The sequence below is a fragment of the Vibrio sp. 10N.247.311.49 genome (assembly GCF_041467655.1).
In the GTDB taxonomy this organism is placed as follows: Bacteria; Pseudomonadota; Gammaproteobacteria; order Enterobacterales; family Vibrionaceae; genus Vibrio; species Vibrio crassostreae_C.
Map to the genome: position 1 here is coordinate 417,066 of NZ_JBFSVA010000001.1, position 26,048 is coordinate 443,113.

Sequence of the window (26,048 nt, forward strand, 5' to 3'; positions counted from 1 at the left end):
GCATCTGCTTTTAATCTTTTCGCATCTCGTCACTCGAATCCCGCATCTGCTTTTAATCCTGTTCTTTAGCTTGCTTCTCAATTGCCTTCACCATGCCTTTAAAAATAAACAGGTGGGCTGGCATCATAGCAAACCAATACAGTAACCCTAGAAACCCCTTTGGATGCCACCAAGCCGAGATATTCAGCTCGCGAGAGTCACCGTGGTCAGAGACAGTAATCTCGAGTCGCCCTAAACCGGGGCCTTTCATACCGAAAAGCAGAGATAAAAACTGATTCTCTTCACAGCGAATGACCTTCCATGAATCGATTTTGTCACCGACTTTTAGGTTGGGCCCTTCTGGCATTTGTCGAACCGGTACACCGCCACCGAAAAGAACATCCAACCATTCGCGTGTGCGCCATAAAGTGTTAGCAAAGAAGTAACCTTGCTTCGGGCTTCCGATTTGCTGAGCAACATGCCAAAGCGATTCCAATGAAGCGCTTGAGGTGATACTTGCGCCTGTTTTCTTCGGGTAATAGCCATACCCAGCTTGCCAGCGTTTGAATGCGGTTTTATCAAAGCCCCATACATTGCTTTTGACAAAGTTTCCTTCAGCGTGAATGGCTTGTTCAACCATATTTTCGAACGAGATAAGCTTCTGAGGGTACTTTTCTCTAATGATGGTCGAACTGGCGATGAAGTCGTGCTTTAAGCCTGCAAGTAGTGCTCTACCTATGTTAGACGGTACAGAAGTCACCACACCTAACCAATATGAAGCAATCTTTGGTGTCAGTAGCGATGTCGCCCATAGTTTGAGTGGACGATCGGCGGTTTTAGCAATATGAGCAAATTGGTTTCGGTAAGAGACAATATCCGGCCCGCCAACCTCAAAGGTTTGGCTTTCGCTAGGCGTGTCTTGTGCGAGTTTTAGTAAATAGTGGTTCAGGTTCTGCAAAGCAATCGGGTTGGCTTTAGAGTCAACCCATTTTGGCGCAATCATAATCGGCAAGTTGTACACGAAATCTCGCATGATCTCGAATGCCGCAGATCCTGGGCCAATGATCACGCCAGCTTGAAGTTCGGTAACGGGTACAGGCCCTTTACGAAGCAATTCGCCGGTTTTCTTTCTCGCTTGAAGGTGCTCTGAATCACCAGTCTGAGGCTGTAAAGAACTCAGGTAGATGACGTGTTGATTCTTTGGCCCAAGAGCAGAAACAAAGTTACGGGCTAAGTTCAGCTCATAATCGATAAAGTCGTGGCCTTCCGCCATGCCATGGACGAGAAAGAAGATAAGATCAAAGTCGGGGACTAAGGCTTGTGTCGCAGCTTGCTCGGCCAGATCAAGATACTCAAGCGATAAGCTTTCGTGAGGCTCGGTCCGTGCCTTTAAATAGTCGATATGCCTTGCTGCTGCCGTGACTTGATAGCCTTGCTCAAGCAGGAGAGGGAGGAGTTGCGAACCAACATATCCAGAAGCGCCTAAAACCAGTACTTTCTTCATTGTTACTCCATTTATATCTGTGGTTAAAAACCGAACATTGATATAATAGCGCGATATTTATCTTTATTCATCAATACGTTCCGTTTAGGTATCTCTCAATGTTGCTCTCTTCAATTATTCATCACACACGAGGTGATTTTGTTCGCAGGCTTATTGCGATTGCACTGCCCATCACCTTGCAGAGCATTATGTTTTCAAGCCGAGGCTTGGTGGATGTATTGATGTTGGGCCAACTTGGCGAAGCAGACATCGCAGCTGTGGGGGTGGCGAGCCGAGCGATGTTCGTGACGACCATTATGCTGGTGGGTGTTACCACGGGCGGTGCTCTTCTTACTGCTCAATATTGGGGCGCGGGTAACAGACAAGGTGTGAGAGAAAGCACTGCGCTGACGTGGCTGGTGTCGACACTGTTTGCTTTACTGACTATCGCGTTTTTCGTTTCATTTCCTGCACAAATCATGGGCGTGACGACCGACTCTCAAGAGGTCATCAACTTAGGCGTTGAATACATCGTAATTACGTCATTTAGCATGCTAGCGGTATCGTGTGTCAGCAGTATGGCTGTGGGTTTGAGAGCGATGCACAAACCCGGGCTAAGTACATTTTTCAGCGGTATCGGCATCCTGTCTAACGTGTTCTTAAACTGGGTGCTGATCTTCGGTAACTTAGGCTTTCCTGCGCTTGGAATCAAAGGTGCGGCGATTGCGACGGTACTGAGTGGCGCGATTGAAGTCGCGACTTTGTTTGGTTATCTCTATTTCTCTAAGCATTTATTAGCATTTAAGTTTTGCGATATTAAAGCGGCAGCTTCGATTGATAAGGTGGTTCGCTTCTTGAAGCTGTCTCTGCCGACCACGTTTAACTTCTTAGCATGGGCGGGTGGTTTGTTTGCTTACCACGCGATCATGGGGCAATCGGGCGTTCAAGGTCTGGCTGCGCTATCGGTCATGACGCCGGTTGAATCTATCTCATTGAGTTTATTGATTGGCCTTTCGAATGCGGCAGCTGTTTTGGTGGGTAATCAACTTGGTGCGAAAAACAATGAAGCGGTTTACTATCAAGCGCTTGGCTTAACAATTTTGTGTTTCTTAACTAGTATTGTTGTAGCCGTTTTTCTCTATTTCGTTCAAACGCCAATACTTAATGCCTTTAGCGCACTGACGGAAGAAACCAGAGCCCTCTCAGAGAAGTTCATTCTGATCCTCTGTGTGGGTATTGTCATTCGCTCGGTGCCATTGACTGTGATCGTTGGGGTGTTGAGAGCGGGTGGTGATGTGAAGTTCTGCCTCTATCAAGATTTGATTGCTCAGTGGGTGATCGGTATCCCATTGGCAGCCATCGCGGCTATCTATTTTAAGTTTCCACCTGAGTGGGTATATCTGCTTTTCCTAACGGAAGAAGTCCTCAAGTGGGGCGGGTCGCTCTATCGCATGAAAACAAGAAAATGGATTAAAAACTTGATAGGAAGTTGAAGTAGGGCGCACCAATCGCATCACTTTATCGTTGGCGTGTGATCTATCTTTCAAAATACTTCCTCCTAACAGGGAATTAGTGTAGATTCTCCTTCCAAATTCTAACTAATGCGAGCTGTTTAATGTTAAAGCTGTCAGACCTATGTAAAGGCTATGTCGATGGGGGGGAGTTTCACCCTGTTTTGCAAGGTGCTGAATTAACATTAAACCAAGGTGACCAGCTGGCATTAATGGGAGAAAGCGGTTCAGGTAAAAGTACTTTACTGAATCTTATCGCGGGCTTAGACCTAGCGGACTCAGGTGAAATCGCTTTTCCTCACTTCAATATGCACGACTCAACCGAGCGTGACCGCACCGCTTATCGCAGAAACAACATTGGCCATATTTTTCAGCAATTCAACTTACTGCCAACGTTAAATATTGCCGATAACATCCGTTTTTGCCGCCAGTTAAAAGGCTTACCTGAAGACAAAGGTCTCTGGAGACAGATTCTCTCTGCTTTAGATCTTATGCCTTTACTTGGCCGTTACCCTGAAGAAGCGTCTGGTGGCCAACAACAACGTGCGGCCATTGCGCGTGCGCTGTATATGGAACCAAAAATATTGCTGGCCGATGAGCCGACCGGTAGTTTAGATGAGCGTAATGCAGAAGCGGTAATGCGTTTGCTGACCTCTTTGGCTCGTCAATTAGAATGTACGTTGCTGTTGGTAACACACAGTGAAAAAGTAGCTCTGCATATGGATGGTAGGATCCGTCTGCAAGGAGGGCAACTGCATGTTATGGCCCGTAGTTAAGGCACTACTCGGTCACTATCGACGTTACCCACTGCAGATTATTTTGGTATGGCTTGGTTTAACCCTCGGCGTATCACTTTTGGTTGGTGTTACTGCTATCAACCAACACGCCAAGCAAAGCTATGCGCATGGCGAAAAACTCTTTTCGAATCCTCTTCCTTACCGTATTCGACCAAAACACAACGCCAATAAAATCCCGCAAGGCTTTTATATCCAACTTCGCCGTGAAGGTTTTCAACAGTGTTCTCCTCTTGATCACCATCGTATCACTGATGAAAATGGCGCAAACTTCATGGTTGTCGGTATAGATCCTGTTTCTATGCTTCAGCTACAACCTGGTATAGCGTTAAAAGATCTTACCGCTTTGAACCTCATGAAGCCACCATATCCAATCCTTGTCAGTGATGATCTTGCTGAACACATGGAATGGCACAACGGTGATTACATCCCTTTGATGGATGGTTCTGAACTTGGTCCTGTGGTTGTTGATCAAAATAATATGATTAATGGTACAAGGTTGATTGCGGATATCTCCTTGCTCCGAATGCTTAAACGCAGTGCTGGGCTTTCAGTGATTGCTTGTTCAGACATGCCCACTGAGAAGTTTGAACGTCTTAAAAATATGTTACCTAATGGTTTGACGATCTCTCGTAGCTCTAAGGCAGAGCTTGAGTCGCTGACCAGTGCGTTCCACTTAAACCTAAAAGCGATGGGTATGCTGTCGTTTGTGGTTGGTTTATTTATTTTCTATCAAGCGATGTCGTTGTCATTTATTCAGCGCCAACCGTTAGTCGGAATCTTAAGACAAACAGGTGTATCGGGCTGGCAATTGGCTAAAGCGCTTTGCTTAGAATTGTTGATATTGGTCGTACTGAGCTGGATCTGCGGTAATGTATTCGGTGTCATGTTAGCCAACCAATTGTTACCAGCGGTATCTTCAAGCTTAGGCGACTTATACGACGCCAACGTTGGCTTAACGATCGACTGGAATTGGCGATGGAGCGGCTACAGCTTATTGATGGCGTTACTTGGTGCGTTTTTAGCGTGCGCTTGGCCATTGGTGCGTTTGCTTAGATCACAACCGATTCGTTTGACCTCTCGCTTATCTTTGATGCGCTTTGCGGGTACAGAGTTTACTTGGCAAGCATTGATTGGCTGTGGCTTCTTGGTTGCCGCTGTCGCCGTGTATCAAGCCCCTCAGACTCAAGAGACGGGTTTTGCGATTATCGCGCTAATGCTGATCAGTGTGGCGCTATTTACCCCGTTTTTGATGTGGAAGTTATTTAACAGCCTCTCTTATTCGTTGCGCTGGGTTCGTGCTCGCTGGTTCTTTGCTGATGCAGCCTCCAGTATGAGTTACCGTGGCGTGGCGACGATGGCCTTTATGTTGGCCTTAACAGCCAATATTGGTGTAGAAACCATGGTCGGTAGCTTTAGAGATACCACTGATAAATGGCTAACACAGCGTTTGGCAGCCGATCTTTATATCTACCCAACCAACAATGCCGCTGCTCGTATGAGTAATTGGTTATCTGACCAACCTGAAGTGGATTCGGTTTGGTGGCGTTGGGAGAAAGATGTTGCGTCTCCAGTCGGTAGTATTCAGGTGGTCAGTACAGGCCCTTCTGAAGGCGAACTAGAAGCGCTGACGATCAAATTAGGTATTCCGAATTACTGGTATCACTTACATCACTCTAAAGGTGTGTTGATCAGTGAATCGATGTCTCTCAAGCTGGGGATTCGCCCTGGCGACTACATCGACCTCTATGACAGTCTCGGCTCTGGTTGGCAGGTTGTCGGTGTCTATTACGATTACGGTAACCCTTACCATCAAGTCATGATGTCGCATCGAAATTGGCTGTATGGGTTTGCAGGGCGGGGAAATGTCGGCCTTGGCGTAATACTCAAAGACGATGTGAATTCACTAGGGCTTCGCAACCGATTAGAAAGTGTATTCAGGCTTGGTTCTGAGCGTGTTTTCGATAATAACAATATTCACAGTCAAGCGATGCGGGTGTTTGATAGAACGTTCGCGATTGCAGATACACTAGGCAATATCACCTTGGTTATCGCCGTCTTCGGTATCTTCTTCGCGACGGTTGCGGGTGAAGTATCTCGCCAAAGGCATATTTCCTTGCAGCGCTGTTTGGGTGTCTCGGCGAAAGAACTGATCCTGACAGGTAGTTTGCAGCTGTTTGTGTTCGGGCTTATTTCCTCCTTAATTGCGATTCCGCTCGGATTAGCGCTAGCGAGCCTAATTGTAGATATCGTGATCAAGCAGTCTTTTGGGTGGTCACTCGAGTTACAAGTGATTCCTTGGGACTATTTGCAGACATTTGCATGGGCCATGGCAGCATTGATGCTAGCTGGTGCTTTACCAGTGATGAGAATGATTCGGAACACTCCGATGAAGTCACTGAGGGATGCGCTTTAGTATGTTTTTACGGAATACCTCAACTAAGTTAAGACAACGAATCCTGTCTTCTCTGCTATTAATCAGTTTCTTCGGCATCTTTTTAAGTGTTTGGGGTTATTACTCCTATTTCATCGATCCTGGTGAAAAGGGCGTGAATGAAGTTAACTCAATATTGGTTAATGAACACTTCAATGTGTTCGAACCTGTTTTGCCAGACCGCAATGTGTCGCTACCACAAGATTTTAAGTTCCACCCAGAGTTTCAGCACGAGTGGTGGCATTACTTTGCGTCTTTGAAAGGTGATGATGGTAAAGACTATTCGGTCCAGTGGAGCTTTTTCCGTATCGCAACGGACGAACGTGAAACACCAGGGTGGCAAAGCCCTCAAGTCTATATCTCAAATGTAGTGGTCTCTTCTAAGTCCAAAGTATGGAAAGAACAGCGCATGGCTCGTGGCGGCATTGGCCAAGCGGGAATGACTAATCGTCCATTCAGGCTTTGGATTGATAACTGGAACTGGCGTGCACTCGGCAACACCCCATTCCCAGGACGCCTTCAAGTGCAAACAGACACGTTTGGACTTGAACTCGACACCATTGCAAAAGGGCCCTATGTGCTCAACGGCGATAACGGTTATCAGAAAAAGCACGACTTATTACCTGTCGCGTCTTATAACTTCAGCGCTCCATTTTTATCGTTGAGCGGTGTGTTGAACCTAGACGGCGTTACCAAGGAAGTGGAAGGAACTGCGTGGGTACATAAAGAGTGGGGCAGTGGCTTACTTGGAGTGGGCCAACAAGGTTGGGATTGGTTTGTATTTAACCTCGATGACGGCACAGCGCTGAGCATTAACCGCTATCGTCATAACCAACAGTTGCCTTACATATTCGGGACATTAGCAACGCGCTCAGGCAAAGTTTACCAATTAACGGAATCCGACATTTCCATTCAACCATTGCAAAATACAACGTTGATGAATGGAAGACGGATGCCTTTGCAGTGGATCATTAACGTCCCTAAGCATGATATCAACCTCACAACGCGTATTATACGCAGGGATATGTGGCTTCCATTTGTCATACCATATTGGGAAGGGCCGATTAAGGCGAGCGGGAGCCATGAAGCGACAGGCTTTATGCAGTTAACTGGCTACTAAAAAACACCTAAGGCTATAATTTGATAGCCTTTTTTTATGCCTGCGCCTTTTAGCGTCCCCCAATGAATTGTGCATACAGGTTCGATGATCTCATCTATACTTAATTCATGGTGCATAACAACATTATGGAATATACGACGTATTGTTTAGTATTTGTAGGAAAAACCGAAGTTAAACATCCGAAGAAGTGATTATCTATCGATTACGCTTGGATATAAACTCATGGTTATTCTTTGTTATTCGTTTATTTAAATAATAAATATAAGGGCGAAATCATGACCGACGTCATCCGTGACTTCTTTAAAATGGAATCTGCTGGCGGCATCATACTAGTCATCGCTGCGGCGATCGCAATGTTTGTAGCAAACTCACCACTGAACGAAATGTACCAAGGCGTATTGCATAGTTACGTTCTTGGTATGTCTGTGTCTCACTGGATTAACGATGGCTTAATGGCTGTCTTCTTCCTTCTAATCGGCTTAGAAGTTAAGCGCGAACTTTTAGAAGGCGCATTAAAGTCTAAAGAGACAGCAATCTTCCCAGCTATCGCAGCCGTTGGCGGTATGCTAGCTCCGGCACTTATTTACGTGCTATTTAACTCAAGTAACCCAGAAGCGCTTCAAGGTTGGGCTATCCCAGCGGCAACTGATATTGCATTCGCATTAGGTATCATGGCGCTTCTTGGTAACCGTGTACCGGTTAGCTTGAAGGTGTTCCTATTGGCTTTAGCAATTATCGATGACCTTGGCGTTGTTGTTATCATTGCACTGTTCTACTCAGGCGACCTATCAACGCTTGCGTTAACGGTTGGTTTCATCGCAACTGGTGTGCTGTTCATGCTAAACAACAAGCATGTAACTAAGCTGAGTGTGTATCTCATTGTTGGTGCAATTCTGTGGTTTGCAGTATTGAAGTCTGGTGTTCATGCAACGCTGGCTGGTGTAGTGATTGGTTTTGCTATCCCACTGAAAGGCAATAAAGGTGAACATTCTCCGCTGAAGCATCTAGAACATGCTCTGCACCCATACGTCGCTTTTGCAATCTTGCCAGTCTTTGCTTTTGCAAACGCAGGTATTTCATTGGAAGGTATCTCAATCTCAAGCCTAACAGGTATGCTACCGCTTGGTATCGCTATGGGTCTATTGATTGGTAAGCCTCTTGGTATCTTTGCATTCAGCTGGGGTGCGGTGAAATTGGGTGTTGCTAAGCTCCCTGAAGGTGTGAACTTTATGAACATCTTCGCAGTATCTGTCCTGTGTGGTATTGGTTTTACAATGTCTATCTTTATTTCATCACTAGCATTTGGCCCAACGAATGTAGAGTTTGACACACTAGCTCGACTAGGCATCCTGATGGGATCTACAACAGCTGCAATTCTAGGTTACTTCCTGCTAAGCGTTTCTTTACCGAAAACAGCAAAGCAACAAGAAGTAAAACTATAATCAGCGGTAGGCTCGTTTAACGGCGAGCCTATTCACTGATTAACAAGCTAACTTCTGAGTAGCAAGACGAGTCACAGAATCATCCTCCCCGATTCATGTGACAGCAAAGAACAAAAAAGCCGTGATAGGGTTTCCTATCTCGGCTTTATTGATCCTAACTGCTAGTATTTTTAGTTTGGTTAGTTATTGATGATCTAAAACTCCTAGATTCAACTCATTATTTTGATCGGCATGAATTGCGGATCGTTTTGGATGACCAGAGTGACAGTGTCATGTTATTTTTCTAGCGTGGTAAATATGGTCCACTCCTCGACGATCTGCTCATTCAGCCCGACAACCGTTGCTGTTACTCGACGGTTCAGTGCATGAGAAGTAGCATCGTTGCCATCGCTCTCTAAGCGGTTTTCACCGTAACCGACAACTCTTACTCGGCTCGGGTCTATACCATTCGACAATAATTCATCTTCAACGTGGTGAGCGCGCTTCTTTGATAACTCTAAGTTGTATTCACTCGCGCCGACTTTACTGGCGTAACCTTGAATTTCTATCGATGCACTTTGGTAGGTTTCTAAGAACTCAGCCATGGTAGTGATTTGATCTGAGAAGATAGGGTTAACTTCATAAGAGTCATTGGCGAAAAGGATGTTCAGCTGTCTGATTTCTTCTGAGCGTATAGTCTCGCCACAACCTTCATTATCAACTAATGACGCTCTAGGTGTACTTGGGCAGGTATCTCGTGCATTGACCACCCCATCATTATCATCGTCTTGCAGGTCTGAAATTTGCTCCGCTTCTGGCGTTTCTATATAGGGCTCTTCATTTTGGCTAGAGCATGCACATAGCGTTATCGTTAATGCGGAAAGCAATAAGTAAGGTATTTTCATCATTAATACTCCACGGCCGTTGTCCACTCGTCTGGAATGTCGACCAGTAGAGCGTTCAATAGAGAGCCTGTCGCGTTCATTACACGGTATTTAGCGTACTGTTCAGAGTAATGCGCATCTAAGTAATCTTTACGGGCTTCAAACAATTCGTTTTCAGTGTTAAGCAGGTCAAGGAGTGTACGTTTGCCGATTCGATATTGTTTCTCATAAGCGATAACGGTTTCTGACGCCGAATCCACGTGATCAGACAAGAAGTTCTTTTGTTGCAACGTCAGATCCAATGCACTCCAAGATAGGCGAAGGCCTTCTTCCACTTGTCGATAAGCACGATCTCTTAGATCCTTCGCTTTATTAAGTTGGTAAGCTGCAGCTTCTGAATTAGCACTATCGGTACCACCGTTGTAGAGGTTGTATCGCATTCTTAACATTGCCAACGTCTCTTGGCTCGAACCTTCATCGCCTCCCGCATCATCGCGCCATGATTGAGATGCCTCGATAGAGAACGTCGGGTAGTTAACCCCTTTTGATTGTTTGTACTGGAAGTGCGCTGAATCGACATCTGCAGTCGCGACTTTGATGACTGGGTGTTGGTCCAGAGCATCAACAAGCGCGTCTGATAATGACAGAGGAATCATAGAAATATCGGCTCTTGGGTAGACTAAGCCAAGCGGTTCTTGACCCACTATTCTTCTAAATTGGGTGTGGGTATCAATTAGGTTGTTCTGTGCGGCTAATAAGTTGCCGTGAGCTTTTGCAATCCTTGCTTCTACCTGAGATACATCTGCGGTTGAGCCTATGCCTGAGACTGCACGCTTTTTGATGTCTTTATAGATTTTCTTGTGGATAGCGAGGTTACTTTCCGAAAGGGCTAAAACTTCAGTTGCTTTGACTGCGTCTAAGTAGATCTGTGTGACCTCTAGCGCTTTGTCTTCGGCATCCGCGAGCAATTGCAAACGAACCGATTCTGCTTCTGCGGCAGTACGATCAATATCATTGAGAGTCGACGAACCATCCCACAACAACTGAGTGAGGGATATGGTGGCTTCCTTTCGTGTGAGATCGGTATCAGGACCGTTGTTTGGCACAGGGTTTATGCCTTCATAGCCAATACCAGCATCAAGATCGATACTCGGCCTATAAGCACCACCTGCGGCATCGTTTCGTTTTTGTACACTCACAAACTCATTAAAAATACTTTTTATCTCAGGATTGGTAGCCAAGGTAATGGCAACAGCCTGTTCTAAAGTCTGAGCAGAGAGTGGGGTTGCAATAGCTAAGCAACAGATGATGGGTAATTTAAACAGTCTCAAAGTAGGTCTCCTTCTACTTTTAAAAGCTCCCGCCTCCTCCCAACTAGCGTTTAACTACTTAATTGAGAAGGGTATTAAACGAAGCTTAGGACATCTGCTAGAAATTGCTAAGTTTGTTGGCTTTATTTCGAATGTAAGTCTCTATCGCTATTGATTAATTTACCAGTTGTGACAGGTGGCAAGCTTCGAGTAGATGTGTTGAAAATAAATGCAAGGCTAGAATTCGGCTTGGGCAGAGATTGGTAAACGTTGGTTAGGAGGTTGTTTGAAATACGTATCTCAGTGATAGCAATGTGCCAAGCGTGGTAGTTCGATTTTTAGTAAAAAATGACAATATAAAAAGAATCGATCGCGCTGTTTAGTTTGTAGTTGTAGCTGTGAAGAAGGGTAAGTAAGGTTTCACCCTAAACAACAAACAAAAAAAAGCCCAAACCAACGTGGTTTGGGCGGATACAAGTATAGGAGTTAATAAGGAAAATGCAGTAATTAAGAAAGCAGTGAGAAGAACAAGTTTGACGGCCTGTTAAACTTCTAAATACGCTGTTTTCTACCTAATTTAGGACTCTCCATTTCCATTTCAGTTCCAAGAAAATTCATTATTTTTTCTTTTTTTATAAACACACAGCGATTCAATCGTTTAGTGCTGAGCTTTATTAACTGGTACGACCAATTTGTGAAAATGTGATGTTGCTTGCTTGTTAAATAAATGTACTAAGCGTATATTTCAAACAGTTGTTTAATACGAGTGATTGAAATGGCACCAAGAAGTACAACCAAAGACAAAATCTTAGATGTGGCTGAAGGCTTATTTGCTGAGCACGGTTTTAATGACACCTCTTTACGTACGATTACGAGTAAAGCGAATGTCAACTTAGCTTCAGTGAACTATCACTTTGGCGATAAGAAGACTCTGGTTCGTGCGGTACTCAATCGTTACTTAGAAGCATTTATGCCAGCACTGCAAGATGCATTAGTGAACTTAAACTTGAACGAAACGTATTCTATGAGTGACGTGTTTGAGTCGTTGAGACAGCCACTAAGAGCACTTAATGATGTTAGGCCAAATGGTACAAGCCGATTCATGTTACTTATCGGCAGAGGCTATACGGATGTGCAAGGACACTTGCGTTGGTTCATTACTACTCGCTACAGCGAAGTACTTTCTTTGTTTACGACATCTGTAATGAAGGCGAATCCGAACCTCACTCAAGAACAGTTATTTTGGCGATTACACTTCACCCTAGGGACTTGTGTATTCACCATGGCATCAAGTCAGGCTCTGGTAGAAATTGCAGAGAATGACTATGACAGAAAGATAGATGCTAAGGCAGTGGTCGATATTCTTATTCCATATTTAGCCGCAGGCATGTCAGCAGAAGAATAAAACAATAAAAAGCGAAACATTCACAACCAATATAGTGAACAAAAGGATCTGAACTATGAGCTCTCTAAGACAAAAATGGGTAAGTGACCCAGCTTTTAAACTCTTTAAAAAAGTACTACCACCACTATCTAGCACCGAGAAAGAAGCGATGGAAGCGGGTAGCGTGTGGTGGGACGGAGAGCTGTTTTCTGGTAAACCAGATTTCACTAAGCTGCACCAATACCCAAAACCTCAGCTGACAGCAGAAGAGCAATCGTTCATGGATAATGAGCTTGAAACCTTGCTCGCTATGCTTGATGACCACCAAATTGTAAAAGAAGATCGAGACCTTCCTGAAGAGGTGTGGAACTTCTTACGCAAAGAGCGTTTCTTTTCGCTAATTATTGCGAAAGAGTATGGCGGTCGTGAATTCTCAGCACACGCTAACTCAACTATCGTAACTAAGATTGCGACTCGCAGTATCAGTACTGCGGTTTCAGTAATGGTTCCAAACTCTCTTGGTCCTGGTGAGCTGCTGTCTCACTACGGCACTCAAGACCAAAAAGACTACTGGCTACCTCGTCTTGCTGACGGTACAGATATCCCATGTTTCGCACTAACAGGCCCAGAAGCGGGTTCTGATGCGGGTGGTATCCCTGATGTCGGTACTGTGTGCATGGGCATGCACGAAGGTAAAGAGACGCTAGGTATCAAGCTTAACTGGAACAAACGCTACATTACACTAGCACCAGTGGCGACGGTACTTGGTCTGGCTTTCAAACTGCACGATCCAGAAAAGCTACTGGGTGACAAAGAAGACATTGGCATCACTTGTGCGCTAATCCCGGCTGACCACGAAGGTGTTGTGATTGGTGAGCGTCATGACCCACTTGGTCTTGCGTTTATGAATGGTCCAACACGCGGTCACGATGTATTTATTCCTATGGAATGGTTAATCGGTGGTGCCGATTACGCAGGTAAAGGCTGGCGTATGCTGGTGGAATGTCTGTCTGCAGGTCGTGGTATCTCATTACCCGCACTTGGCACGGCGATGGGCCACCTAACGGCGAAAACGACCGGCGCATACGCTTATGTTCGTAAGCAGTTCGGTATGTCGATTGGTAAGTTTGAAGGAGTTGCAGAGAGTTTAGGTCGTATTGGTGGCTTAACGTATCTACTAGAAGCGACTCGTACACTAACAACTACTTCACTCGATATGAAAGAGAAGCCGGGTATCGTTACGGCTATCGCGAAATATCACATGACAGAAATGGCGCGTACTATCCTGAATGATTCAATGGATATCCACTCTGGTCGTGCAATTCAAGATGGTCCAATGAACTACTTAGCTGCGCCTTACCTAGGTATTCCAGTTGCTATCACAGTAGAAGGTGCGAACATCTTAACTCGCAACCTGATGATCTTCGGTCAAGGTGCGACACGTTGTCACCCATACGTGCTAAGCGAAATGGAAGCGGCAGCAAACCCAGATGAGAAGCAAGGTGCGAAGGATTTCGATAACTTGTTGTTCAAGCATATCTCTCACGCAACTAAGAACACGTTTGGTGCGTTCGGTGCGGCATTGACAGGCTCTAAGTTCATTAAAGCGGATATGAGCGGTCCAACGAAGCCTTACTACCAAGACTTAACTCGCTTGAGCCGTGCGCTTGCAGTGAGTGCGGATTTCGCAATGCTTACACTAGGTGGCGAACTGAAACGTAAAGAGCTTATCTCTGCACGCCTAGGTGATGGTCTAAGTTACCTATACATGGCGTCTGCAGCGCTTAAGAAGTATGAAGATGAAGGTCGTCAACAAGCTGACCTAGACTACGTACACTACGCGGTTCAACACTGTTTCCATAACGCGGCTAAATCGCTACAAGAAGCGTACAGAAACTTCCCGAACAAGATGGTAGGTAAAGTACTTAAAGGTCTAGTTTTCCCTGTCGGTAACCACTTTGAAAAACCAAGTGATAATCTAACGGTACAACTGGCAGAAAGCTTGATGACTCCGGGTGCACACCGTGAACGTCTAACTCACCTTTGCTACATAGGCAAAGAAGAAGAGGATAGTGTTGGCCTAATGGAGAATGCGTTCAATGCGATGTACAGCATCAAGCCTCTGGAGCGTAAGATCTTCAAAGCAGTGAAAGAGGGCAAAGTGGCTCGTAAAGGCTTACTTGCGGATAAACTGGCTCAAGCACTTGCTGCTGATGTTCTGACACAAGAAGAAGTCGACCAAATTGTTGCTGCAGACAAACTTCGCTACGCAGCGATTCAAGTTGACCACTTCAGTCATGATTACAGTGAAACTTTGACGCGAAAAGAGTTAAAACCTAAGCTAAATAGCGTTGCTTAGATAAAGAAATGACAAAAGGCACCTTATTAGGTGCCTTTTTTTGTTTTTGTCGTAGAAGTTGCAATAGAGGCGTTAACAAATGGTGACTTAGTCAGCAAATATTCACTGAGTGCTCCAACCACTTGCATTTTCGCCACATTTTTACAGAAATTAGATGCCATTTGCGTACGAAACTTTTATCCTTAACCTGATTTTTTAAGGAAGTTGAATATGATCATCAAACCTCGAATTCGCGGATTCATCTGTACTACAACACATCCAGTCGGTTGTGAAGCTAATGTAAAAGAACAAATTGCTTACACAAAAGCTCAAGGCCCAATCGCAAACGCACCTAAACGTGTACTAGTTGTTGGCTCTTCAAGTGGCTACGGCTTGTCTTCACGTATTGCGGCTGCATTTGGTGGCGGCGCTTCAACTATCGGTGTTTTCTTTGAGAAAGCCGGTACTGAGAAAAAGCCTGGCACAGCTGGTTTCTACAACTCAGCAGCGTTCGACAAGTTTGCTAAAGAAGAAGGCCTATATTCAAAAAGCCTGAACGGCGATGCTTTCTCTAACGAGGCGAAACAGAAAACAATTGACCTGATCAAAGAAGATCTAGGCCAAATCGATATGGTTGTATACTCACTGGCGTCTCCAGTGCGTAAAATGCCAGAGACTGGCGAAGTAATTCGTTCATCTCTAAAGCCTATCGGCGAAACGTACACGTCAACTGCGGTTGATACCAACAAAGACACAATCATCGAAGCAAGCGTAGAGCCTGCAACTGAAGAAGAGATCAAAGACACTGTTACTGTAATGGGCGGTGAAGATTGGGAACTTTGGATCAATGCTCTTTCTGAAGCTGGTGTTCTAGCGGACGGTTGTAAGACGGTTGCTTACAGCTACATCGGTACTGAACTAACGTGGCCAATCTACTGGGATGGCGCACTAGGTAAAGCTAAGATGGATCTAGACCGTGCAGCGACAGCGCTGAACGAGAAGCTAGGCCAAACTGGCGGTACTGCAAACGTTGCTGTTCTTAAGTCTGTAGTGACTCAAGCAAGTTCTGCAATCCCTGTAATGCCTCTTTACATCGCTATGGTGTTCAAGAAGATGCGTGAAGAAGGTATTCACGAAGGTTGTATGGAACAGATCTTCCGTATGTTCAGCCAACGTCTATACAAAGAAGACGGCAGTGCGCCAGAAGTGGATGAAGTGAACCGTCTACGTCTAGATGACCTTGAGCTTCGCGAAGACATTCAAGATCACTGTCGTAACCTATGGCCTCAAATCACAACTGAGAACCTAAAAGAACTGACTGACTACGTAGAGTACAAAGAAGAGTTCTTGAAGCTATTTGGTTTCGGTGTTGAAGGTGTTGATTACGAAGCTGACGTTAACCCAGCTGTTGAATTTGATGTAGCTGACATCTAATTCAAGTTATCGAATCTAAACGAAATAGGCGCTCATTGAGCGCCTATTTTTTTGTCCGTCGTTTGAGGAAAGAGATTAAAAGCAGATATGGAAAAATAAATGAAGATGCGGGATTTGAGTGGCGAGATGCGAAGAGAAGTTAAGAGCAGATGCGGGATATGAGTTGCGGGATGCGAAGAGATTTAAAGAGCTGATACGAATAGCAGGATGCAAAAGCTCTAAGAGCAGACTTGGGATGCGTTAAAAGCTGAGAAGAAGTAATAAAAAATGCACTAATCCAAAGGTGAATTAGTGCATTTGAAATATCTAAGCTTGGCTGCTTTTAAAGCAGTAGACGCTAGCTAATAATGATGATGAAAGTGCCCGCTAAGGTCATCAATATATTGGCTATCGCGTACGTACCCGCGTAACCCAGAGCTGGGATAGTTGAGCGAGCGTGGTCATTTACGATGTCCATCGCCGGAGCACAGGTTCGCGCACCAATGATGGCACCAAATAATAGAGCTCGGTTCATCTTCAATACGTAAGCACCCACCAAGTAAGCGAAGAATACCGGCAGAACACTCACTACTAGAGCAATACCGATGACCTGAGGGCCTACTTGCGTTAAGTGTTCAAACATCTTACCGCCGGCGCTCAAGCCGATACCGACCATGAAGAACATCAAACCTAGGTCTTTGACCATGTTCAATGCCCCCTGAGGCACATAACCGAAAGTAGGGTGGTTCGCTCGTAGGAAACCAAGCATGATGCCCGATAGAAGCAGGCCAACCGCGTTACCTAGCCCAAACGATACCTGACCGAATGTCATGGTGATCAAACCAAACAAAATACCCAAAATGAAGAAGCTACAGAAGGCCATCAAATCCGCCATTTGGCTGTGGATTGAGATGAAACCAATTTTCTCAGCTAGGCCGTGCACTCGACTCTTTTCACCACTCACTTGTAGGACGTCACCTTTAGAAAGCACGATGTTTAAGTCCATCGGCATTTCAATCTGAGCACGTACTACGCGGTTAAGGAAACAGCCGTATTCAGACAGGTTTAAGTCTGATAGGCGCTTACCTGCGATACTGTCACTCTTAACGACGATCTCTTCTTCCACGATACGCAGATCGAGAAGGTTACGGTCGAAAACTTCTTTACCGTTACGGAAGCTTGGGTCTAGACGAGCGTGGCTATCTGGGAAACCAACCAATGCGATCTCATCGCCTTCTTGCAGAATTGCATCACCATCTGGATGGGCAAGAATACCATTACGTCGAATACGCTCGATGTAACAGCCTGTTTGGCGATAGATGCCCAGTTCACGCAGATTCTTACCGTCAGTCCAAGAGATGAGCTCTGGTCCCACTCGATAAGCACGAATAATGGGCAAGTAAACCTTACGCTGACCTGAAGCGCCTAACCCACGTTCTTGGGCGATTTGCTCTGCCGAGTCGTGTAGGTTCACTTTTTGAAGTTTTGGAATCAAGCGAGCAAACATAATCATACTGATTAAGCCAACCAAGTAAGCCATCGCGTAACCGACTGAAAGGTTTTCGATAATCAGGCTCAAGTCCATGTTTCTTGGTAATTCTGCAAGCCCAGAATTCAGAGCATCTTGAGCACCTACCAATATCGGCGTTGCTGTTAAGGCACCTGCCATCATGCCTGCAGATAAACCAAAGCCTAGGCCAAGGTAATGACTACTGAAATAGGTTAGGGCAATTGCGGTAGAAAGTACCACAAGGCTCAGAATGAGGTAGTGCTTACCGTCTCTGAAGAAGATACCGAAGAAGTTTGGTCCAGCTTCAATGCCAACACAGTAGATGAACAGCATGAAACCAATGGTGAGCGCATCTGCGTTAAAAGAAAAGCCAAGATGTCCCATGATAAGGGAAGTAATCAAAACACCGATTGAATTACCAAGTTGGAGGCTACCGAAACGAATTTTACCAATGGCTAATCCAATCGATAAAACAACAAAGATGAGGAGAATGGGGTTTTGTTCTAACAGAAAAACAACGTCGATATTCACGGTGGTCGCTCAATAATTGGCGTGGAACACAGGGTAAGTTTGAGAGGTGAATTGTATCTAAATATAAATAAATTATAAGCAATATTTTGTTAATTTACTTGATTTTGACCTTATTCTTATTCCGTATGAAAACTGGTCATAAAAAAGCCCGCTACAGTGAGCGGGCTTTCTATAAATCGTACAGTCTAACGCCTAAATGGGTCAGCTGTTTAAGGCTTTAGCCCTGATTCTCGTTTGAGAAATCCTAGCTTAGTCGAAAAGACCTAGGTTTTCTTTTGCGTATGCTTCAAATTCTGTGCAGCCGCCGATGTGGTCTTGGTCGATGAAGATTTGTGGAACTGTATCGACAGGTTTACCAACAGTCTTCTCTAGATCAGCTTTGCTGATACCTTCAGCGTGGATGTCAACGTAACGGTAGTTGAAGTCATCGCGTTTAGCTTTAAGAGTTTCAGCATGCTCTTTTGCACGAACACAGAATGGGCAAGCAGGGCGACCAAAAATAACTACAAACATTTAATTTCTCCTAAATACGGGATGAGGCTCGTTAACTCGATTATGTTAACTATTCTTTAGTGAATGCCACTCAAAATTTCATAAAACCAACTATGCCTCAATGCCATGGGGAAATAAAGATGGAATTACCTCTTAATACAATAGGTTTTGTCTATCAGAGCAAATAATGGTCACAAAAAGGATCCATGCTGATTTCTGATGGGTATTCAGATTGATTACCCTTAATTTAAGAGTGTGAATTACCCCTAAGAATACGACATTAATCCATCTTTAATGCGACAAGTTGCACCTCGTCAAAAAAAGCGCATACAGAACGAGGCATCTTAATACTGATGCACTATATAAAGGCTAAATTCCAATAACCAAGAGTTCGCAGTTTTGTTCGGTCATAGGCGCAGGAGGCACCATGTTTCAATTTATGACATCTACAAAGATCATCTTTGGTGATGGAGCACTTTCCGCTTCATTGTCTCTCTTTAATCAATATGGCTACAGCGTGCTATTGGTTACAGGCAATACATTAGAGCGCACTTCAATTGTTACTGACTATCTTGATGCGCAGAGTATGCGTTATCAGCACATTGCCGTTTCCGGTGAACCTAATATCAAAATGGTTGAAGAGGCGGCTATTTCTGCTCGTCGATTTAAGCCAGATATGGTTGTCGCCATGGGGGGCGGTAGCGCCATCGATATGGGCAAAGCGTTGGCTGCGGTTTTACCTAATCAAGGCAATTTATATGACTATGTTGAAGTGGTCGGGCGTAATGTTCCTCTTAAAACCAAACCACTTCCGTTTATCGCAATTCCAACCACAGCGAGTACCGGCGCCGAGGTCACTAAAAACGCGGTGCTGAAATCAGGCCAAGACCAAGTAAAAATCAGCCTGAGAAGCCCAGACATGCTGGCCGACGTTGCGATTGTCGACCCAACCCTAACTCATGGAACCAATCTATATCTATCTGGGCGAGGTGCGATGGATGCCTTTACTCATCTAATGGAAGCCTACGTGTGTGGTGAACCGAATCCGTTAACCGATATGATTTGTGAAGAAGGGCTGCGTAAGTTGAGTGGTTCTGTGGTTAAAGCGTGTGTTTATGATGAGCCTCAAGCGCGTTCTGATCTTGCTTTCGCTTCTATGCTCGGTGGTATGGCGATAACTAATGCCAAGCTTGGCGCAGCCCATGGTTTAGCCTCCGCACTAGGAGGTAAGATTTCTGCGCCTCATAGTGTGATTACCGCGCGTTTAGCGCCGTTTGTGATGTTGGAGAACATAGCCGTTGCAAAAGAGCAGCAAAGAAGCGACATCCTAGCGCGTTATCAGCGAATCGCTCAGATAGTAACAGGTAACGTAGAAGCAATAGAAGAGGAGGCAATTTCTTGGTTATCGGAAGTGCTTGATACGCTTAAGTTACCCAACTTGTTGGAATTTGGTGTCTGTGAAGCCCAGTTTGATGAGGTGTCTGCCGACGCGCTCAAATCAGTGGCGATTAAAGGAAACCCTTTGCCGCTTAACCAAGAGAGGCTCGTGCATATTTTGAAGCAAGTATGCGAGAAGTGCAGTTGTAGAGAAGGGCATCATGAGGGAGCTTCAATGAATCAAATTGGGCAAGAGCCAGCTGTCGAGTCGAGCTTTACCATTATCAATTCTTATGCGTCCGAAAACAGCGTGGTTGAGAAGGGCAATAGTTGGACTATCTAACGGTCTTAAACTTGTTCGTTGTATAAGTCATTTTATACAGACAAATAAAAACGGAGCTCTAGGCTCCGTTTTTTTAATTCAACTTGTTCTCTGGTCATCTGTTTTCAGTTCATGACTAAGCAGATTAGAACTGAGAGTACTTCTCGTAACGTGAATCACGAAGTGACTCTTTGACGCGCTTTAGGTTCTCTCTGAAACCAGAACCACGACGTAGCGTAAAGCCTGTCGCTAGCACATCGATAACCGTCATCTGAACAACGCGACTTGCCATTGGCATGTAAACGTCAGTGTCTTCTGGAACATCCAGAGAAATAGACAACGAGCTCGCTTTATCCAGTGGAGAATCTTTTGCTGTGATAGCAATAACTGTCGCACCGTTTTCACGCGCTAAGTTTGCAATCTCAACTTGGCTTTTAGTGCGGCCAGTATGAGAGATCAGAACAATAACGTCGTTATCACTGCAGTTAATGCAGCTCATTCGTTGCATCACGATGTCTTCGAAACATGTGATTGGGATATTAAAACGAATAAACTTGTTTTGAGCATCTTTGGCGACAGCAGAAGAGGCACCCAGTCCGAAGAACGAAATGCGTTTTGCTTGAGTCAGCAAGTCAACAGCACGGTTTACTTGCATCGCGTCTAGACTGTTTTTAGCAACGTCTAGACAAGCCATAGTTGATTCGAAAATCTTATGCGTATAAGCATCTGGACCATCATCTTCTTCAACATTACGGTTCACGTAAGGTGTACCGTTTGCCAAGCTTTGAGCTAGGTGAAGTTTGAAGTCAGGGAAGCCCTTTGTGTCTAATCGACGACAGAAGCGGTTAACTGTAGGCTCACTCACGTCAGCCATTTTAGCTAAGGTAGCAATGCTAGAATGAATTGCAGTTTGAGGGGAAGCCATAATTACTTCGGCTACCTTGCGCTCAGACTTGCTGAAATTTTCCAGGTTTTTTTGTATTTTTTCTAATGTATTCATAGTGTTCACAAGGGTATAGAGAACAACTTGCTAGTTAATATCTTTTACCAGGGGGTATGGCTGAAGCAAATATCAGTAAACACAAAGCCGATGTATATTCGGTTTCGTAAATACTGCTGCGTCAAATAGATATCAAGCTAACTAGCACCATAGAGTCAGTATAAACCCAACATACTATTTACTAATACAAAAACAGGGCATGAATGCTTAAGAATATGACAAACCTCAACAAAATTTTAGAAAACTACAGAATTGGAAGAGAGTTTGAGCAAAAAGAATGCAAAATGGGTATGAACTGACAGCTTAGTTACATCAAAAAGAAAGAAATTTTCAATTTGATGCAACTAAAATTGAATGACTATGCGTTGATTTGCGTAACCAGTTTGTTGATTTTGCCCATCAAGTTTGGTGCTAGTTTAGAGATCTCACGCTGTTCTTCAAGCACTGACGAAAGAATGTCATTGCCTGTTAGTGGGTTTGCTAATACCACGCGGAAAACGATGATTGGCTGATGTACCCATGCTTCAGGGTTTAAGCGTGTACGTGACACGAAAGACTTACCTGTTTCACGCTGCTTCTTCTGAATAAACTTAGTCAGCTCATTGAGCAACTCATTCAGTTCGACACGATGTTCAGGCTCAGCTTTAAGCAGTGCCGCTTTGACTGACTCAGGGACATAGCGATAAGTCAGTAGGCAAAGCTCAGGTTCTGAAACCAGCTCGAAGTCGCTCTGATCTTTAATTAGGTCGGCAAAGTAGCGCGCTTTGTTGATGCTTTGGTCGATCAGCAGTTCATAACCTGGGCGGCTAATGATGTGCATTGCGGCGTAAACCAGCATTGCCATACCTGAACGAGAACCTTCTAACGTATGGCTGCCTAAATCTTTTGAGCCTTTACGAAGAATGTATTGAGCATGATGTTCAATCGCAGTCATCGCATCTGGCTTCTTAAACAGAACCATACCCGCGCCCATAGGGATATAAAGCTGTTTATGCGCATCAATCGTGACTGAATCCGCCAGTTCAATACCATCAAGTAGGTGACGATGATTGTTAGACATCAGAGTCGCACCGCCCCAAGCTGCATCAACGTGGAAATGACAATCGGATTCGGCACACACCTCAGCAATGTCTCTTAGCGGGTCGATATTACCGGTTTCGGTTGTACCAGCCACACCAATGACGGCGAAAGGTTTGATCTTGTTCTGCTTGAGCTGCTCGATCTTGAGTCTTAAATCATCAGTACAAATACGGTTGTCGTTATCTGTTTTAACAGACACTAGACCTTCTTGACCAATACCAAGGACATCCGCGGCTTTTTTCAGAGAGTAGTGGCCACGTTCAGAGACTAAGATGGCAAGGCCTTCGTAGTCGTAGTGCTTCATGGCTTTAAACAGGCCTTCTTTTTCTACACCTTTGAACGAACCTTGCGCTTTTAGTGCGTTGTTACGTGCAACCCAGAGCGCTGTAATGTTCGCGATGGTACCGCCAGAACAAAACGCACCTAAAGAGTGGTTTGCGCTGTGCATCCAACGAGAATAAAACTGGTCACTATCTTGATAAATCAGGCGATGTAACATGCCCAGAACTTGACGTTCTAGGGGAGTGAAAGCTTTTGAGGTCTCGATTTTTACTAGATTCTGATTCAACGCAATCATGATTTTTGAAAGCGGCATCAGGAAGTACGGCAACGCAGAGGTCATATGGCCAATAAAACTTGGCGAAGACGTGTGAACCGAATGAGACACAAGAGAATCGAGGAGATGCTCAGTATGTTCAGAAACAAACTCAGGCTGCTCTGGGATATGAGCATTTGAAAAATCTTTCTCAATTTCACGTAGCGGCTTTTCTTCAGCCACAATATGTTCACGTAAGAATTGATTCAGGTTTCGTGAAAGTTTGTCTTCAATTTGAGTGAGTGTTGAATCTGGGCCTTCAGGTACCGTGAAGATACGTAGAAGACTGTCGAAGCTAACATCTGCTGTTTTTTGTTCCGTAACCATAGCAAGCGAGTTATTTTTCTAATATTGACGCGAGCGGGACAATCTAAACGAAAACGGGAACAATGTCCCGTCTTAATTATGAAATCCAACTTCTCAAAAAAGCATATTAAATGCGGGGTTATTTACACTTAATCGCTTCAAGTTTACTGATCGACTGGTTGTAACGCTGCAGCGCTGAGTCGATTTGCTTAGGGTGACTAAGCAATTCTGCAAAGGCAGAACGTAGTTCGTAGTTTTGAGCGTGAGGCGTTGATTGGCGGTCATCGAATGTTGTTTTCGCGATTTTACCAAGCTCATCATCACGTGTTGATAGCGTTTTAATGTCGTGTTGCTCAAGTTGCAACCAACCTTCTACAGGTTGCTCTGTTGCCACTTTGCTTGAGTCGTTTACTAAGTAGTAGTGAACCGCAGCACGGTTAAGCTCAAAGTGGTGCTTACGACCTTCTAGGAACCACTCACTCACTTCTGTTAGCTCTGGATATTGCTCAGAGGTTAATGCAGCAAGGTCGGCATACCAATTCAAAGAAGCGTCGATGTACGCATCATATTTTTTTGCTTGGCACTGGTTTGTCTCAGACATTGAATCTGCTGCAAAAGAGAAAGTAGAAGTTGAAGCTAGCAGTAATGCGACGCAAAGGCGTTTCATAGTGGTTCCTTTTGTAAGTTTATTCTTTTTATAACTTTGTCGTTACAGGTTACCGTGATCGTTATTTGTTGAGCAATGACACTTAGTGTCTTTTTATTTCGGTAACTGTATCGGTGTCTTGGGCATTGGTATTCGAGTTGCATTCTAATCTAAAACAAACGCTATTCCTGCGATCTAGTTAGCAAGAGATACAAAGAACAACATCAATATCGGAACAAGCAAGCTGAGGATAAAGCCACTGACGATAGCGATAGGCACACATCTAACGCCGCCTGTTGTTTGAATGACCGGTAAGGTGAAGTCCATCGCAGTCGCACCAGCATAACCAATGGAAGTGCATGGGTAGCTGCGAATTAGCACTGGAATCAGTACCAAGGCAACTAACTCTCTTAACAGCTCAAGCATGAAAGAAGCGCCACCATAGACAGGACCAAAGGCGTCACCCATTAAGATACCAGCCAGAGAGTACCAACCAAATCCAGAAGACATTGCCAAGGCTTTGAACAGAGGGATATCTAGGATGTAAGCCGCGATTACACCACCTAACATTGAGGTGATGATAATGGTGATTGCGATAACCATACCGTGCTTGTTGAGTAAGATCTGACGAAGTGTGAGTCCGCTATTACGCAGCTGAATGCCGATAAAGAATAGAAGAACAAACAGAATCCATTCGCTTGCGGTATCAACCCAATCAAGGCCAATAGGCAGCACTAAGCCAGCGATTAGCCCTGAACCTACCACTAAGATGAGTTTTGCAGATTCCATCGCCATAGAAGAGAGGGGAAGCTTCTTCTTGCTACTGTCGGTTTTGAGTGGCAATAACTTATCAATAGCGGGCAGTGCCATTAGGTTACATACGCTTAAGCAGACAAAGAAAGTGACGGTATATAGAAGGATTGTCTGCAGGTTACTGCCTAGGTTATCGAGGGCGGCTAAGCTTAGTCCCATTAACGCCAGAATCACGTAGATCAACCGCGATGTTGAGCGGTTGATAAATTCTAATGTCTGAGCGTTCGAAATTGCAAAAAGATACCCCACGACGAGTGGCGCAAATATAAAGATCATCCCTGTAAACATGCTTTCCCCATTGCATTTACTTCATATTACACTTACTTGTAATTTAACAGTGACTTAGAAGCCGCTAGTATTGATCACGTCGCTTAGCTTTGCATTAAAATCATGCTTGCTCAAGTTGCTTAATTTATAAAGCACCTCTGCACCTGTCACGTTAAGTTCAACTTCGTGATCATCGATGTTCTCATCCTTGTTTCTGAACATCAGCAGGTGGTTAGCGATTCGAGCGATATCTAAGTAAGAGACTTCACGCTGTTCGTGGTTATTGATGGTATTGCTGCACACATCAATAAAGTCGCTGTCGAAGCCCCAACGGTTAAGCACCAATTTACTGGTAGCAGAACATTGGCCTTGGAAGATTTGTAGAGCGATGTCGTGATCTAGGTAATTGCCATTTTCGAGGTAGAGGTGGTATTCGCTAACCAAACAGAACAAACCAATATCAGCCAGTAATCCAACAAGCAGCGATTTTTCATGCTCAAGGTAACGGTATTCAGTAGGGGAGAGCTCTTTGAAGCTGTTGGTAACAAGCACCATAGTAGCGCCCAGCTCTTTTGATACAGAAGCGCTCTGAACCAATACCTTATTACATTCTTTACTGAGGTTGACTGAGTGTTTGAGTTGCTCAATAGCCTGAGCCGTCACGATGTCACGTACTCTTAATATGCCAAGGCGCGACACCGCCGTCATAATATCAACACAAGTAATATTACGTCGGTTAAAGACGACAGAGTTAGCCACACGAATGACAATAGCAGCGAGGCCTGGGTCTTCGAGTAAGCACTCGGCAACGTCAGCAATCCCAGTTGATTCAAGGGTACAAAGCGATTGAATCTTTAGTACAACGTTAGGGATAGGAGGAAGTGTTATTTTTCCCGCTGAGATAGAATGTCCAACAAGTTGGGCAAACTCTGATTCTAGACCCTTTAAGAGAAGAGTCTTATTTTGAGGTAGCCAGAAAAACGATAAATGATTCATATAAAAAGTAAAAACAGGTCTGTCCTGCCATTTTACAAGCCA

At 44.6% G+C, this 26,048-nt stretch carries 19 protein-coding genes; 9 read left to right on the plus strand and 10 right to left on the minus strand.

What is annotated here, in order from left to right:
* Positions 1 to 52: 52 nt before the first annotated feature.
* Complete coding sequence (locus AB6E54_RS01855) at positions 53 to 1,483, minus strand: DUF2867 domain-containing protein (protein ID WP_102333194.1); 1,431 nt, start codon at positions 1,481 to 1,483, stop codon at positions 53 to 55.
* A 98-nt stretch (positions 1,484 to 1,581) separates the two neighbouring features.
* Here AB6E54_RS01855 and AB6E54_RS01860 point away from each other — a divergent pair, with 98 nt between their 5' ends.
* From AB6E54_RS01860 to nhaA, 5 genes are all read left to right on the plus strand, one after another.
* Positions 1,582 to 2,955 carry an MATE family efflux transporter gene (locus AB6E54_RS01860; protein ID WP_017060384.1) on the plus strand — a complete coding sequence of 458 codons (1,374 nt, stop codon included), beginning with the start codon at positions 1,582 to 1,584 and terminating at the stop codon, positions 2,953 to 2,955.
* Between the two features lie 122 nt (positions 2,956 to 3,077).
* Positions 3,078 to 3,749, plus strand: a complete 672-nt coding sequence (locus tag AB6E54_RS01865; protein WP_017060385.1) for an ABC transporter ATP-binding protein — start codon at positions 3,078 to 3,080, stop codon at positions 3,747 to 3,749.
* Positions 3,730 to 6,183, plus strand: a complete 2,454-nt coding sequence (locus tag AB6E54_RS01870) for an ABC transporter permease (protein ID WP_102333195.1) — start codon at positions 3,730 to 3,732, stop codon at positions 6,181 to 6,183. The genes AB6E54_RS01865 and AB6E54_RS01870 overlap by 20 nt, the downstream gene beginning before the upstream one ends.
* The gene (locus AB6E54_RS01875; RefSeq protein ID WP_017068753.1) at positions 6,173 to 7,321 is read left to right on the plus strand and encodes a lipocalin-like domain-containing protein; all 1,149 of its coding nucleotides are present in this window, start codon (positions 6,173 to 6,175) and stop codon (positions 7,319 to 7,321) included. Before AB6E54_RS01870 ends, AB6E54_RS01875 begins: the two co-directional genes overlap by 11 nt.
* Positions 7,322 to 7,596: 275 nt before the next feature.
* On the plus strand, positions 7,597 to 8,763 hold the full coding sequence (nhaA, locus tag AB6E54_RS01880; RefSeq protein ID WP_010441484.1) for a Na+/H+ antiporter NhaA: 1,167 nt from the start codon (positions 7,597 to 7,599) through the stop codon (positions 8,761 to 8,763).
* Between the two features lie 275 nt (positions 8,764 to 9,038).
* On the opposite strand, the gene AB6E54_RS01885 is transcribed toward nhaA, so the two are convergent.
* Complete coding sequence (locus AB6E54_RS01885) at positions 9,039 to 9,650, minus strand: OmpA family protein (protein ID WP_010441482.1); 612 nt, start codon at positions 9,648 to 9,650, stop codon at positions 9,039 to 9,041.
* Positions 9,650 to 10,957, minus strand: coding sequence for a TolC family outer membrane protein (locus AB6E54_RS01890; protein ID WP_065583903.1), 1,308 nt, complete (start codon positions 10,955 to 10,957; stop codon positions 9,650 to 9,652). The genes AB6E54_RS01885 and AB6E54_RS01890 overlap by 1 nt, the downstream gene beginning before the upstream one ends.
* 754 nt (positions 10,958 to 11,711) lie before the next feature.
* Here AB6E54_RS01890 and AB6E54_RS01895 point away from each other — a divergent pair.
* The 3 genes from AB6E54_RS01895 (at position 11,712) to fabV (ending at position 16,092) form a co-directional block, all read left to right on the plus strand.
* Positions 11,712 to 12,341 (plus strand): TetR/AcrR family transcriptional regulator, encoded by a 630-nt coding sequence (locus AB6E54_RS01895; RefSeq protein WP_017065403.1) that lies wholly within the window; start codon positions 11,712 to 11,714, stop codon positions 12,339 to 12,341.
* Between the two features lie 55 nt (positions 12,342 to 12,396).
* Positions 12,397 to 14,679, plus strand: coding sequence for an acyl-CoA dehydrogenase (locus AB6E54_RS01900; RefSeq protein WP_372106218.1), 2,283 nt, complete (start codon positions 12,397 to 12,399; stop codon positions 14,677 to 14,679).
* 210 nt (positions 14,680 to 14,889) lie between these two features.
* Positions 14,890 to 16,092 (plus strand): enoyl-ACP reductase FabV, encoded by a 1,203-nt coding sequence (fabV, locus tag AB6E54_RS01905; protein WP_017065406.1) that lies wholly within the window; start codon positions 14,890 to 14,892, stop codon positions 16,090 to 16,092.
* Positions 16,093 to 16,429: 337 nt separating this feature from the next.
* Here fabV and AB6E54_RS01910 read toward each other — a convergent pair whose 3' ends face one another.
* The gene (locus AB6E54_RS01910) at positions 16,430 to 18,112 is read right to left on the minus strand and encodes an aspartate:alanine antiporter (RefSeq protein WP_372058521.1); all 1,683 of its coding nucleotides are present in this window, start codon (positions 18,110 to 18,112) and stop codon (positions 16,430 to 16,432) included.
* A 249-nt stretch (positions 18,113 to 18,361) separates the two neighbouring features.
* On the minus strand, positions 18,362 to 18,625 hold the full coding sequence (locus AB6E54_RS01915; protein ID WP_009847069.1) for a GrxA family glutaredoxin: 264 nt from the start codon (positions 18,623 to 18,625) through the stop codon (positions 18,362 to 18,364).
* Positions 18,626 to 19,031: 406 nt separating this feature from the next.
* Here AB6E54_RS01915 and AB6E54_RS01920 point away from each other — a divergent pair, with 406 nt between their 5' ends.
* Positions 19,032 to 20,324 (plus strand): iron-containing alcohol dehydrogenase, encoded by a 1,293-nt coding sequence (locus AB6E54_RS01920; protein WP_017060396.1) that lies wholly within the window; start codon positions 19,032 to 19,034, stop codon positions 20,322 to 20,324.
* Positions 20,325 to 20,448: 124 nt separating this feature from the next.
* On the opposite strand, the gene AB6E54_RS01925 is transcribed toward AB6E54_RS01920, so the two are convergent.
* From AB6E54_RS01925 to AB6E54_RS01945, 5 genes are all read right to left on the minus strand, one after another.
* On the minus strand, positions 20,449 to 21,303 hold the full coding sequence (locus AB6E54_RS01925) for a MurR/RpiR family transcriptional regulator (protein WP_004734686.1): 855 nt from the start codon (positions 21,301 to 21,303) through the stop codon (positions 20,449 to 20,451).
* 358 nt (positions 21,304 to 21,661) lie between these two features.
* Positions 21,662 to 23,305: a pyridoxal-dependent aspartate 1-decarboxylase PanP gene (gene panP, locus AB6E54_RS01930; protein ID WP_017060397.1), complete on the minus strand. Its 1,644-nt coding sequence runs from the start codon at positions 23,303 to 23,305 to the stop codon at positions 21,662 to 21,664.
* A 118-nt stretch (positions 23,306 to 23,423) separates the two neighbouring features.
* Positions 23,424 to 23,951: a hypothetical protein gene (locus AB6E54_RS01935; protein ID WP_017066066.1), complete on the minus strand. Its 528-nt coding sequence runs from the start codon at positions 23,949 to 23,951 to the stop codon at positions 23,424 to 23,426.
* A gap of 174 nt (positions 23,952 to 24,125) precedes the next feature.
* A complete protein-coding gene (locus AB6E54_RS01940) occupies positions 24,126 to 25,031 on the minus strand; it encodes a lysine exporter LysO family protein (protein ID WP_017071961.1) in 906 nt (301 codons plus the stop codon).
* Positions 25,032 to 25,085: 54 nt separating this feature from the next.
* Complete coding sequence (locus AB6E54_RS01945) at positions 25,086 to 26,006, minus strand: HDOD domain-containing protein (RefSeq protein WP_017066065.1); 921 nt, start codon at positions 26,004 to 26,006, stop codon at positions 25,086 to 25,088.
* Positions 26,007 to 26,048 lie beyond the last annotated feature (42 nt).